We start from the raw sequence: 13347 nt of genomic DNA, 5'->3' as shown, positions 1-13347 counted from the left end.
GGTCCTCCTCTCGGTTCCGGTCCGTCAGCTCGTCAGTCCGCGCACATGCGAGTAGACGTGCAGGAGTTGGAGGAGCAGGGGCAGCAGCGACATCGCGACGAGCATCTCGGTGATGTCGCCGCTGTGGCCCCAGACCGGCAGCAGGCGGCTGGAGGGCAGTCGCCAGGCGCCGGCCAGCAGGGCGACGGCGGTGAGCACCAGGAGCGCGGCGGCGATGCCGCGCTCGCCGGGGCCGCCGGTGGTCCACTGCTGCAGGAGCAGCAGGGCCAGGCCGACGCCGCCGGCGATGACGGTGGGCACCCGCTGGAGGGTGCCGGCCAGGCCGCGGGCGCGCAGCAGCACCGCGGCGCCGAGGACGAGCGGCAACGCCCAGCCGATCCAGCCGTGTTCGCGGATCATGAACCAGAAGACGACGGCGAAGGCGAGCGAGAACCCGAGGCTGAGCGCGTCCAGGTAAGACGTGGCGGCCCGCACCCGGCGCTCCACCCGCTCCTGCGGCTCGGGGTCGACGTCCTCCTGCAACTCCGCTGCGTTGTGAGGGAGTTGGGGCACCCGCAGCCGGGCGGCGCGCAGCGAGAGCCGGGGGGCGAAGTGGCCGAGGACGAACAGGCCGACCCCGACCACGGCGACGGCCTGGCCGGCCCGCCAGTCGAAGGCGGCGCGCAGCCCGATGGCGGCGGCCGCGGCCGCGGCGACGACGACCGCGGTGCCGGGCAGCAGGAACGGCATGGCGCGCAGGGCGACCAGCGCGACGGCGACGGCGGTGACGCAGCCGGTGGCGACCAGCAGGCCCGGCACGCCGGGGTCGAAGCCGCCGTGCGGGCCGGCGCGGAAGGCGAGTCCGGCCAGTCCGCCCATGGCCATCGCCGCGATCCCCGCGGTCACCACCGCGGCCCGGTCGGCGGCCAGCCGGGCGCCGGTGGCGCAGGCGGCGGCGAACAGCACCGCGGCGACGCCCGCGCCGTAGCCGGCGAAGTCGCCGGGGCCGGCGCTGAGCAGGGCCAGCGCGAGCATGACGACGGCCAGGGCGGCCATGGTCAGGGCCAGCGCGCGGGTCAGCTCGGGCCGCCAGCGGCCGGGCAGCGAGCCGACGACGTGCGCGACGCCGTCGGCGACGTCGTCGAAGTGCAGGGTGGGCAGCGGGTCGTCGGCCGGGCGCAGGTGGAGCACGTCGCCGTGCCGCAGGCCGAGCCCGGCGGGGGTGCCGTCCGGGTCGAGCGGTGCCTCGCCGAGGCGTTGCAGCGCCCATGGCGCACCGCGGTCGCGCACGTCGGAGACCACGTGCTCGACGAGGACGGGCAGCAGCGCCGACACCGGCAGCGTGACCGGGATCGCGAGGTCGGCCTGTCCGCCGGGGCCGACGACGGTCACCCGGCACACCTCGGTGCCGGTCCCGGCTCCGGGAACCACGGAGGCAGTGGTCATCGGGTCGCTCCTGTGCGGTGGGGGGCTCGGTCGCGCGCGGCGGCGGTACGGCCGCCGCCGGCGCGCCCAACGGTGGTACGGGCAGCGGTGGTTCGGGCGCCGGTCGTACGGACAGTGGTCGCACGAACGGTGGTCGCACGGGTAGCGGCCGTACGTTCGCCCGTCGTCCGTTGACCGGTCGTACGTTCACCCGTCGTACGGTGACCGGTCGTACGTCCGGTGGCGGCGCGGAACCCGGCGGCGGCGGTACGGGATCTCATTCCGCGGCCACCAATCCGGTCTGCATGAGCTTGACCGAGCGGCGGGTGACGAGCTGGGCGCGGCCGGGCGGCAGGGTGCGCGGCTTCGCCTCGCCGATGAACTTGCCCTCCTCCTTGGGGTAGGAGAAGAGCAGGGCCGGGTTGCCCAGCTCCCACAGGCGGCGCAGCACCGGGTCCATCATCGCCCGCATCGCGCCTGAGGTGCTGCGGGACAGGACCAGGTGGAGTCCGATGTGCGGGGCCTGGGCCAGCAGCGGCACCAGGGGCGTCATCGGGGACGGCGAGCCCGGTGCGCCGGAGAACAGGTCGAAGTCGTCGATGAGCACGAACAGCAGCGGGCCGCTCCACCAGTCGCGGCGGGCCAGGTTCTCCGGCGAGATGTCGGCGCCGGGCACCCGCTTGCCGACCGACACCGCGGCGCTGGCGGCCAGTTGGCCGAGCGCGTCGCTGTCCACGACGTAGCCGACCCGGTACGCCTCGGGGACCGCGGTGAGCAGGCCGCGGCCGGGGTCGGCGACCATGATGCGGGCTTCCTCGGGGGTGTAGCGGGAGGTGATGGCGGCGACCATCAGCCGCAGCATGTTGGTCTTGCCGGTCTCGTTGTCGCCGAACACCATCAGGTGCGGGTTGACGGAGAAGTCGTGCCAGGCGGGTTCCAGGCGCTGCTCGTCCCAGCCCAGGCAGACCCGCAGGTCGCCCTCGGCCGGCGGGAGTTGGGCGGTCGACAGCCGGCCGGGCAGCAGCCGCACGCCGGGCGCGGGGCGGCCTGTCCAGAAGGTGTCGATCTCCGCGACGGCCTCCTTGGTCGCCGCGGTGAGGTCCTCGGTGTGCGGGGAGCTGTCCAGCCGGGGCAGTGCGGCCAGGAAGTGGTGGCCGGTGGAGGTCAGGCCGCGGCCGGGCTGGTGCGGCACGGCCGCCGCGGCCCGCGCGCCGACCTCGGACTCCAGCGTGTCGCCGAGCCGCAGTTCGAACTTGGTGCCCAGCAGGTCCCGCAGCCGCGGCCGGAACTCCGACCAGCGCACCGCGGAGCCGATGACGTGGATGCCGAAGGACAGTCCGCGGGCGGCCAGGTCGATGACGCGCGGCTCGATGTCCTCGTAGTCCTGCCGCAGCGTGCCCCAGCCGTCCACAACGAGGAACACGTCGCCGTACGGGTCGTCCAGTTCGCCGGTGGCGCGCTGCGCGCGGTAGCCGGCCATGGACTCCAGTCCGCGCGCGCCGAACTCGGCCTCGCGGCGCTCCAGGAGCTGGGTCAGCTCGGCGACGGTGCGCTGTACCCGGTCCCGGTCGAGCCGGGTGGCGACCGAGCCGACGTGCGGGAGCCCGGAGGTGGACACCAGGCCGCCGCCGCCGAAGTCCAGGCAGTAGAACTGGATCTCCTGCGGGGTGTGGGTCAGCGCGAGGGACAGCATCAAGGTGCGCAGCATCGTGGACTTGCCGGTGCGCGGCGCGCCGACCAGGCCGACGTGCCCGTCGGCGCCGGACAGGTCCGCGGTGAGCAGGTCGCGGGACTGCTCGTAGGGCTTGTCCACCATGCCGAGCGGGAAGCGCAGCGAGGCGAGCCGGGGGTAGTCGGCCGCGCTCATGCCCCGGTCGGGGTCCGGCACGATGGCGGGCAGCACCTGGTCGAGGCTGACGGAGGAGTCCAGCGGCGGCAGCCACACCTGGCGGGCCGGCGGGCCGGCGTCCTCCAGCCGGCCGACGAGCACCTCCAACAGGCTCTCCTCGCTGAGGGGTTCGCCGTCGGGGCCGGTGGTGGCGGCCGCGCCGCGGTCCGCCTGCGCGGCCTGGGCCGCCTCGGCGAGCGCCGCGGTCTGCTCGGCGCGCGCGGAGAGCAGTTCGCCGCTGCGGTCGAGCCCGAAGACGGTGACCTCCTGGGCGGCGCGCTGCTGCTGGGCCGGGTCGTTCTCGGCGGCGGGTTCGGGCGCCGGTCCGGAGACGTAGGCGGCCTTGAAGCGGACCAGGTTGGTGGTGTCGACCTTCAGGTAGCCGTTGCCGGGTGCCGACGGCAGCTCGTAGGCGTGCGAGACCCCGATGACACTGCGGGACTCCATCGAGGAGAAGGTGCGCAGGGCCAGCCGGTAGGACAGATGGCCCTCGACCTTGTGGATACGGCTCTCGTCCAGCCGCTGCGAGGCGAGCAGCAGGTGGACGCCCAGGCTTCGGCCGAGCCGGCCGACGGAGACGAACAGGTCGACGAACTCCGGTTTGCTGGCGAGCAGTTCGGAGAACTCGTCCACGATGATGAGCAGCGAGGGAAGCGGGGCGAGGGTGGCGCCCGCGACGCGTGCCTTCTCGTAGTCGAAGAGCGAGGAGTGGCCGGACTCGCGCAGGAGTTCCTGGCGGCGGATCATCTCGCCGTTGATGGAGTCCCGCATCCGGTCCACCAGGTGGATCTCGTCGGCGAGGTTGGTGATGACGGCCGAGGTGTGCGGCAGCCGGTCCATGTTGAGGAAGGTCGCGCCGCCCTTGAAGTCCACCAGCACGAGGTTGAGGACCTCGGAGGAGTGGGTGGCGGCCAGTCCCATCACCAGGGTGCGCAGCAGTTCGCTCTTGCCGGAGCCGGTGGCGCCGATCAGCAGGCCGTGCGGGCCCATGCCGCCCTGCGCGGACTCCTTGAGGTCAAGTTCGACGACCTCGCCCTCGTCGGTGACGCCGAGCGGAACGCGCAGCCGGGCCGACTGGGTCTGCCGGGGGCGCCACTTGGCGGCCACGTCGAACGTGCGGGGGTCGCGGATGCTCAGCAGCGACGTCAGGTCGAAGTCGGACTCCAGCGGGCGTTCGGTCAGGTCCACGCTGCCGCCGGTGCGCAGCGGGGCCAGGCCCCGGGCGAGGGTCTCGGCGGCGATGGTGCTGAGCGCGTCGGCGGTCGCGGACGCGGAGGCGTCGTCGCCGGCCGGGAAGCTGACGGTGCCGTCGCGGACGGTCAGCCGCAGGACGTTGTCGCCGCCGCGCAGGGCACCGGTGGCGTCGAGCAGCAGGGTGTTGCGCATCCCCTCCCCCAACAGCCGTGAGCTGTCCGGCAGATGGGCGCCCTGGGCGATGACCACCAGGTAGGGCTCGGTGACGTTCGGGGAGGCGTCCGGGTCGTGGTCGGGGCGGTCGCGCACCTCGGGGCCGAGCAGCGCCATCAGTTCGTCGTGGTCGCCGGCGGCCAGCCGGAGCGCGCCGGCGTCGTCCTGCTCGTCGGGGTGGGCGTTGTGCGGCAGCCACTTGACCCAGTCCCACTCGGCCCGTGCGCCCGGATTGCCGAGCACCGCGACGCGCAGTTCGTCGGGGGCGTGCAGCACGGCGAGTTGGGCGAGCATCGCCCGCATCAGGGCCAGCGCCTCCTGACCGTCGCCGGCGAACTCCACCCGGGTGAAGCGGCGCAGCGCCACCGGGATGGGCAGGTCGGGAACGGTCTGGTGGGCCTTGGTGAAGCGGCGCAGCGAGATCGCGGTGAGCGGTTCGAGGTCCTCGACGGGCTTGGTCTGCGGCGGCAGGAAGACCAGTTCGGCGCGGCGGATGCCCATGCCGATCCGGACCCGGCCGAAGTCCTCGTGGCTGGGGCGGCGTTCCCACAGCCGCGGCCCCATCGCGAACGCCCACAGCTCGCGTGGGTCGGGGTTGTCCCACAGCAGGGCGGCCCGCTGCTCGGCCGCGGCGGTCCGGGCCTGGCGGCGTCGCTGCGCCAAGTACCGCAGGTAGTCGCGGCGTTCGGCTTTCATCCGGCGGCGGCGCTCCGAGCTGCTGCGGCCCACCTGGGTCAGCGTCATGCTGATCATGGCGACGCCCATCATCCCGGACATCATGTAAGTGGTCGGGCCCATGCTGCGGACGCTGAACATGAGCACCATCGCACCGGCGCCCAGCCCCATCGGCAGGTACAGCAGCGCGGAACCGAAGTCCACGCCGGCGGGTTCACCCAGTACCGGCGGCTCGGCCAACTCCACCTGCCCGTCGGGCATCGGCGGCCCGTCGCGGCGAGGTGAGCGCTTCACCGGCTTAATGCTCAAAGCGGTGACTCCCGATGCAGTGTGCATGTCACTCGTTACCGCAGCGACTATAGGGAATCCTCCCCGCCTTGCAACAGCCCCCATTTTCCTTTCCGTTCGCCGCGCCCGGCCACGGTAACCGGTCGCGGGACCGCTTCCCCGATCGTCGAGCCGCACCGGCACAGCGGCATCGGGCCGAAGGAACGCCATTCCCTACGGTCCCGTAGGTTAAGACCCGCCGTTTGCGGCGGTCCATTATTCCCCGGCAATTCATCTTTAGTCCTTCACGCGTCGGTTTTCTCGGAGCCTCCCGGTAACGAAGCGGACACGATCCGCCGTGCCCGGCGTCGTCCGCGGCCCCGCCCGACGCGTCGCCGCAGGTGGCGGGCACGGCACGGCGAGCACCGCGGCGCGGGACCCGGGCCCGCACGGCGCCGCGAGGGCCGGCGAGGGCCCCGCGACGGCCAATGCCCGCCGCCGCGCGGCCCGTCGGCGCCCGCTGTTTCATCGACCGTTTCATCCTGCAACCGGTCAGCCGGGAGGAGTGGAACGGGCACCCCCGGGCCCGAATCGGGTGAGATCGGCCGAGCCCCCGTCACCACTCCCCCGCCTGTCGCGCACGCGGGATGATCCGCCGAACGGCATGTTCCCCGACCAAGGCCGCAGCCAGGACAAAGAGGGGCGGTCCGCGCGATCGGTGTCGAAGTGGTCGGAGCGGCTCGAGCAGTCCCGAGCCGTCGGGGCGGACTCGCGTAGGGCCGCGCGGCGGCGGGGCCCCCGGCGGCGGCGCTCGCACCGGGGGCGGGCGGCGGTACGAGATCGGAGCCGAGCACCGTTACAAGGCAGCGCCCCGCCGTCCGCGACCCGGCCGCCCCGCGCGGCGAACGGCGCCGTCACCCCCGCGCACCTCGAATTCCCCTTCACCGAATGCCGGAACGCCCCAACAGGACACCATCGGGGAACGCCACGACGGCCGGGAGGTCACCGTTTCCGGAACAACGCGCTTTTCCTTTCCGATAGGCTGTCAGGGTCGCCAGTGGATTCCGCACCCCACCCCCGTACGTTCCGCATTGCGTACGGAATTCGGCCGCCGTCAATGCCGGGATTTCACGGTGCCGGCCACCGCCCGCCGAGATGCCGCTCCCGGGAACCGTCACCGCGCGGCGAAACGGCAAAGCTCGGGCGTCCTCGCAGGCAGCGGCGTACCGGCCGGTATCGGAACGCGCGCCCGGGCGCCGCACCGCTCCACCGCGCCGCGCCCGCCCGTAAGGCCGCCGTCCGGCGGGCGGTCCGTACCAATTGCCGTGCACCGGGCGGCCGGTGAGGAGCGTGTACCGTCAACCGACTTTCCTGACGACCGGACGTTTGGTCGGGCGGCGGCAATTCGCCGACCGGACGGCGACCGCGCGATCGCGGATGGTCACCGGAATTGTGGGCGGACGCCGAAGAGCGGAGCAAGCCACCGGACCGATATCCGGAGGCGGAACGGGCGGCCGAAACGGAGTCGTCCGTGGAAGGCGGGGCCGAAAGCGGAATCACGGAGGGCCGGTTGGCGCTCGCGCGTGGCTGCTGCGGCGCCCGGCGTATCGCGGTGGCGGTGAGGTCGCCGAACCGGGTGGTCGTCGATCAGGTGTCCGAGGCGACGCCGACCCGTTCCCGGGCGGAACCGGAGTCCTCGACGCCCGCGGCGGTCCCGAGGGTCGAGCCCGGTCGGCGGTCACCGTGCCACGCCTCGGGAGCGTGCAACAGCCCGTCGCCCCAGGCCGGTTCGGCGGGGACCCGGCAGTTCAGCGGGGACCCGGAGCTCAGGGCAGGCCCGTCAGCCCGGCGCGAACCGTCATGGTGCGTCGCGCCGTTGGAGGAGGTACACCGCGGTCAGTGCGACGGCGCGGTCCGCGTCATGCGACAGCTCCATCAGCGCCGCGGTCACCGTCGTCCCGGGGATGCCCGCGAGCGCCTGGGTCAGCCGTCCGCGTGCGGGTGCCTGCTCCGTGCCCGGGGCGAGGCGGTCGACGAGGCCGGTCGCGATCCGGTCGGCCGTCGCGGTGTCGCCCGCGCCCATGCCCATGCCCATGCCCGATGTGCTCAATCTGCTCAGCGCGTCGGCCGCGTCGGTGTCGTTGCGGCCCGCCACGATCATGTCGACGAGCGTCGGGACGGCATCGGCCACACCACGTGTGCCGAGTTCCAGCGCCGCATGCCCGCGGACCGCCGGGTCGGGGCTCGCCAGGGCCTCCCGCAGCCGGTCGGTGGCCTCCGCTCCGGGCAGCTCGGCGAGGGCCCGGACGGCGCGTTCCCGCACCGCGGCCAGCGGCGAGTCGAGGCCTTCCGCCAGCAGCGCGGGAGCGCCGTCGTCCGATCGCGCCAGCGCCCATCGAAGGGCCCCCGCGACGTTCGGGTCCGTCTCGCTCAGTACCGCCTGGACCAGGGCCTCCACCGGCACCTGGACCTCGCCGGCCGAGGAGAGCGCCGCGCGTTGGCGTGCGTCGGCGCTCTTCGAACCCAGGGACCGCAGGAGCGCGATGACCCGCAGGACGTCGTCCCAGCCGGCGGGCTCCGCGGCATCGATCCGGCGCAGCCGGGTGAGCAGTTCGGTCTCTGCCGCGATGCGTTCGCGGGTCTGGCGGATGAGGTCGCCGACGAGCGCGGAGGGGGTCAGGCCGGGGTCGTCGAGCGCGCGGCCGACCTCGCGCAGCGGAAGGCCCAGCGAGCGCAGGCTCTCGATGTCGAGGACCCGCCGGACGTCCTCCCGGGAGTACTCCCGGTAGCCGGAGCCGGTACGGCCCGTCGGGCGCAGCAGCCCGAGCGACTCGTAGTGCCGCAGCATGCGGGCGCTCACCCCGGAGCGCCGCGCCACCTCACCGATCAGCACGTCCTACGGTCCCTCCTGGCCGGCCCGACCCGAGGCGCCGGAGTCGCCGGCATCACCGGAGTCGCCGGAGTCGCCGGAGTCGCCGGAGGGACCCGACCGGCCCGACGGACCGGCCTCGACGGCCTGGCCGGCCTGGTCCGCCTCGCCGAGCGCCACCGCGCGCTTCGCCTCCTCGACCGCGAACTCGAACCCGGATTCCGGGTCGCGCAGCAGCCGCTCCGTGGCGAGGGCGTGCGTACGCGTGCGCGGGTCGGGGTCCGCCGTCGCGACGCGCAGCGCCGGCAGCGCCGCTTCGTCCAGCGCGACCAGCGCCCGGCTCAGGCTCAGCCGGGTCTCCCGCCCGCCGCGCCTCAACTGCGTCACCAACACCGCGGCCAGCGCGGCCTCCTCGCCTTCCGGCACGAGCACGACCGCGGTCCGCCAGGCGCACCGCGCCACCTCGTCGTCGGCGTCGGACAGGACCTCGCGGGTGATGGCCGGCCACGCCCGCCGGTCGCCGATCTTGGACAGCGTGTGCAGCGCCTGGCTCCGCGCCTGCGCACGCTTCGAGCGGAGCTCGCGGAGCAGCCCGGGAAGCGTCAGGGACACCGGGTGCCGGGTGAGCGCCCAGGTCAGCATGTCGCGGACGAAGAACTCGGGCTCGACCGCGCACCGCTCGACGAGCGGGCCGACGAAGCGCGGGTCGGGCGTCGTGCCGGCCGCGAGAGCGGCGCGCAGCCGCACCGACGAACGGTCGTCCGCCAGGCCCTCGATCGCTCGTACGACATCCGCGTCCCCTGCCGTGATCGTCATCGCGACCACCTCCTCGGCAAGGAGTGAAGACCTTGTCACCATGTCAAGGTCAAACCGTCCGGGCCGAACGGGCCCCGCGGCGCGAGCACCCGCCGACGCGCCGGGACGCCCGGGTGCCGGGGCGCCTGCGTGCCGGGCGCCGTCACGACTCCGCATCCGGGTCCGGGTCCGGGTCCGCGTCCGGCAGGGCGAGGACGCAGAACTCGTGACCCTCCGGGTCGGCCAGGCACGTCCACGGGACGTCGCCCTGCCCGAGGTCGAGGTCGGTGGCGCCGAGCGCCCGCAGCCGGGCCACCTCCGCGGCCTTGTCGTCACCGGGGTACGGCAGCAGGTCGAGGTGGAGGCGGTCCGGCACGGTCTTGGCGTCGGGCCCGCGCAGGAACTCCAGATACGGGCCGCCGCCCCGGGCCGAGCGCAGCACCGCGTGGTCGTCGTCCACCTCGTGCACGGCCCAGTCCGTCGCCGCGCCCCAGAACCCGGCCATGGCCCACGCATCGACGCAGTCGACCACCACCGCGGCGATCGGGCCGGTGTCCCGGTAGACCTCCCGGGGCTCCAGCACGCAGAACTCGTTGCCCTCCGGGTCGGCGAGGACCGTCCACGGCACCTCGCCCTGGCCCACGTCGGCGGGCGTCGCCCCGAGCGCCCGCAGCCGCGCGACCAGCTCCGCCTGATGGGCCGCGGAGGTGCTGGCGAGATCGAGGTGCACGCGGTTCTTCGTCGCCGTCTTGGGTTCCGGCACGGGCACGACCTCGACGCCGAGCACGACCGGGTCCGGCCAGATCAGGTCGCCGGACGGTCCGGCGTACGTGGTCACGCCGCCGCTGTGGGCGCTCCAGCCGAGCGCCTCCGCCCAGAACCGGCCGACCGCCGAGGCGTCAAGGGCCTTGAAGTTCACCTGCACAGGTCGCAGCGCCATCCGGCGATCCTATCCACGCGCCCTCGCGCCCCACGCGGACGGCCGCAGGCACCGCCCCGCCGGACCGGCGCTCACCGCCCCCGGCCCGGTGCGCCTGCCCCGCCTGCCACCCCGCTCCCGCTCGCGGCTACCGCGCCGCCGACCACGGACCGGAACGCAGCTCCGCGACGCTTCGCCGCTCGCGGCCCTCCGGCGGCCCGCCGGCAGCCTTGCCCACCGCGACCATCGAGACGATCGCCCAGCCCGGCTGCGGGTCCAGCTCCTTGGTGAGCCCTTCCAGGTCGAAGGCCCGGAACTGGTGCGAGTCCAGCCCCAACGCCTGGGCCTGGATCGTCATGTGCGCCACCGCCTGGCCCAGGTCGTAGTCCGCGAACTCGGAGTAGAGCAGTTGCTGCGTGGCGTCCACGTGGCGGCGCGTCAAGGTGACGACGAGCAGGCCCGCGTCCGTCGCCCACCGTGCGGAGCTCGGCGCGAGGTGCGGAACGATCCGCTCGTGCTCCGCTTCACCCGGCCTGCCGGTGAAGAACCCCCACGGCTGCGAGTTCCCCGCCGACGGCGCCCACCGCGCGGCTTCCAGCAGCAGCCCGAGAGCCTGGTCGTCGACGGCAGCCGACGGGTCGAACCCGTAGGGGCTGAAGCGCCCGGCAAGCAGCGGGTGTATGCCCCCGCTCGGCTGGAGAGATCCCTTCACGTCCTGCCCCAACCGGCCACCAGGTGCGCGTATTCCTGCGGTGCGGAGCCCGAGCCCCGCACCGAGCCCGCACCGAGCCTGCGGCGCCCCCTCGTTGCCGGCATCGCGGCCCTGGACGAATCCGTGGTCGGTCGTCGCCGTCGCCGGGGTGAGGAACGGCAGGCCCTAGCCGGCCACGGGTGTCAACTGCTCATCCGCCCACTCGGCGAAGGTGGTGAGCGGGATGCCCAACTCCTGGGCGAATGCGGGCCGGGCGGGCTGCAGGACCGCGTTGTTCCACTCGTGTCCGGCTCCCCACTTCGGCATGCCCGCGTCGAGGGCCTCTTCCACGTTCATGGAAGGCGCGGTCACGGGCACGCCCCAGGCGGCGGACAAGGTCTGCGCGACCTGCTCCATCGTGCGCAGGTCACCGGCCAGTTCCAGTTCCACCTGGTGGAACCGGTCGGGGTCTTGGAGGGCGTGCGCCGCGGCCGCGCCGATGTCCCGCACGGCCACCAGGGCCAGTTCGGTGTCCGGCTTCAGTACCGTCAGCAGCCCGCCGCGGGGCCCCTTGGGCGCCAGCAGGGGCAGGTTCTCCATGAAGAAGGCGGGCTTGACCACCGTCCAGCGGGCGAAACCCGCATCCCGCACCGCCTCCATGATCGCCTGCTTGGTGTGGAAGTAGTCCGCCATCGCCGCCCAGCGGCCCTCGGCCCAGCCGGCGACCCGGGTGTGTTCACCGACTCCACTGGTCGAGGACTGTACGAACTGCCGTACTCCTCCGGCCTTCGCCGCGTCCACCAGGTTGGTGGCCTGGGCGAGTTCGCTCGCGAAGTCCACGCTGGTCTCGGTCATGGGCGGCATCTGCACCGAGAACACCGCGCGGACCCCCTCGACCGCCGGGTCGAGGGAGGCCCGGTCGGAAAGATCCGCCCGCACCAGTTCGGCGCCCAGCGCCTCGATCGCCTGGGCGGGCCGCGCCCCCGGATCGCGTACGAGCGCACGTACGGGCACGTCGGCGGCCAGAAGTGCGCGAGCCGTGGCCCCGCCTTGCTGGCCGGTGGCGCCGGTGACCAGGACGATATCGCTGCTGCTGGGCATGGTTGGTGCTCCTCGCGGACCGGAGAGAGAAAACGGCGGGCCCCGCCGTTTTGCGTACCGCTAAGATATGGCGTGGCCCGCCGTTTAGCAATGAGGGATCATGACCGGACAGCGCTCGGACGCCCGACGCAACTATCAGCGCATCCTCGCCGTCGCCGAAGCCGAGGTCGCCGCGCACGGGGCCGAGGCATCCCAGGAGCAGATCGCCCGCACCGCGGGCGTCGGTTCGGCGACGGTGCGCCGTCACTTCCCCACCCGCCGCGCCCTTCTCGAAGCCGTCTTCCAGGAGCGCATCGAGGGCCTGTGCGAGCGCGCCCAGCGGCTGAGTGCGACCGAGGACAGCCGGACCGCACTCCTGGAGTGGCTCCACTCCTTCGTCCTCTACGCCGTCTCGGCCCGCGGATTCGCCCATATCCTCAGCTACGAGCCCCCCACCGAGAATCCCGCCCCGAACAGCTGTGGCAGCAGAATCGAGGCGGCCGGAACTCCCCTGCTCCAGCGGGCCGTTCGCGACAAGGCGGTCGCACCGCACGTCACCTTCCACGACCTGCTGACCCTGTCCGTCGGCATCGCCCTGGCCACCGAGCACCACCAGGACCCCGATACCCAGGCCGGCCGCCTCTTCCGCCTCGCTGTGGAAGGGCTCAGCCCTGAACAGGGCACAGCCAAGGCGCCCGGGAACTCCGGCTCATCCGGCGTCGCCGGTGACGACTCCTGAGCTTCGGCCCACCGACGCCGCGCCGACGCCCACGCCCTGACCGGACGGGGGCTCAGAAGTCCAGTTCCACGTAGTCGATGTCGGTGAACTCGACCTCCAGGTCGTGGGCGCGGCGGCCGCGGTCCTTGAAGTAGACCTCCTGGAGACCCTCGGCGGCGATCGCCTGGAGCTGCTGCTCGGTGGCACCGGTGGACTGCGCGTCGAACAGGCGGGCCGCGTAGGCGGGGGGCAGGTGCTGGGTGAGGCGGCGCATCCGGCCGTCGTCGGTGGAGCCGGGGGCCGCGGTGAACCCGAACCGGGCACGGGTCTCGATCACGATGCCGCCCGACGTGGCGGCCCGCTTCCGCGCCCGCTGCCGCACGCGGGGCTGCCAGTCCTTGCGGACCTCCTGCTCCAGGCGTGCGGCGAGGTCCTTGCGCGGCCGGCGCAGCGTGCCCTTGACGTAGCGCTCCACCGTGCGCTGGGAGACCCCGAGCCGGGCGGCGACCGCGCGGGTGGAGCCCTTCTCCGTCCTGAGCAGGAACCGCATCCGCGCGCCCGCGCTCTTCGGCAGCGGGCGGGTCGCGGTGGCCGCGCTCGCCCGGTCCAGGCTGTCCTGGATGACGCCCACCGG

At 73.7% G+C, this 13347-nt stretch carries 9 protein-coding genes; 1 reads left to right on the top strand and 8 read right to left on the bottom strand.

Translation table 11 applies throughout. From position 1 onward, the window contains the following. Nucleotides 1-24: 24 nt before the first annotated feature. The 7 genes from eccD to OG370_RS40740 form a co-directional block, all read right to left on the bottom strand. A complete protein-coding gene (eccD, locus tag OG370_RS40770; protein ID WP_328473508.1) occupies nt 25-1425 on the bottom strand; it encodes a type VII secretion integral membrane protein EccD in 1401 nt (466 codons plus the stop codon). Between the two features lie 256 nt (nt 1426-1681). Beyond that, nucleotides 1682-5635, bottom strand: coding sequence for a type VII secretion protein EccCa (gene eccCa / locus OG370_RS40765; RefSeq protein WP_328474870.1), 3954 nt, complete (start codon nt 5633-5635; stop codon nt 1682-1684). A 1864-nt stretch (nt 5636-7499) separates the two neighbouring features. After that, entirely contained in the window at nt 7500-8534 is a 1035-nt protein-coding gene (locus OG370_RS40760) for a MerR family transcriptional regulator (protein ID WP_328473506.1), read from the bottom strand. Between the two features lie 3 nt (nt 8535-8537). Further along, nucleotides 8538-9326 (bottom strand): HEAT repeat domain-containing protein, encoded by a 789-nt coding sequence (locus OG370_RS40755; protein ID WP_328473504.1) that lies wholly within the window; start codon nt 9324-9326, stop codon nt 8538-8540. Between the two features lie 142 nt (nt 9327-9468). Beyond that, nucleotides 9469-10245, bottom strand: a complete 777-nt coding sequence (locus tag OG370_RS40750; protein ID WP_328473501.1) for a VOC family protein — start codon at nt 10243-10245, stop codon at nt 9469-9471. A 127-nt stretch (nt 10246-10372) separates the two neighbouring features. Next, entirely contained in the window at nt 10373-10936 is a 564-nt protein-coding gene (locus OG370_RS40745; protein ID WP_328473499.1) for a nitroreductase family protein, read from the bottom strand. A gap of 165 nt (nt 10937-11101) precedes the next feature. Then, a complete protein-coding gene (locus OG370_RS40740) occupies nt 11102-12016 on the bottom strand; it encodes an NmrA/HSCARG family protein (RefSeq protein ID WP_328473497.1) in 915 nt (304 codons plus the stop codon). Nucleotides 12017-12116: 100 nt separating this feature from the next. On the opposite strand from OG370_RS40740, the gene OG370_RS40735 reads away from it, so the two are divergent. Then, nucleotides 12117-12734, top strand: coding sequence for a TetR/AcrR family transcriptional regulator (locus OG370_RS40735; protein ID WP_328473495.1), 618 nt, complete (start codon nt 12117-12119; stop codon nt 12732-12734). Nucleotides 12735-12786: 52 nt separating this feature from the next. On the opposite strand, the gene tpg is transcribed toward OG370_RS40735, so the two are convergent. Continuing rightward, nucleotides 12787-13344, bottom strand: a complete 558-nt coding sequence (tpg, locus tag OG370_RS40730) for a telomere-protecting terminal protein Tpg (RefSeq protein ID WP_328473493.1) — start codon at nt 13342-13344, stop codon at nt 12787-12789. Between the last annotated feature and the right edge of the window lie 3 nt (nt 13345-13347).

Source organism: Streptomyces sp. NBC_00448 (assembly GCF_036014115.1).
In the GTDB taxonomy this organism is placed as follows: domain Bacteria; phylum Actinomycetota; class Actinomycetes; order Streptomycetales; family Streptomycetaceae; genus Actinacidiphila.
The sequence above is the reverse complement of the archived record's forward strand: the minus strand, read 5'-3'. Positions and strand labels throughout refer to the sequence as shown.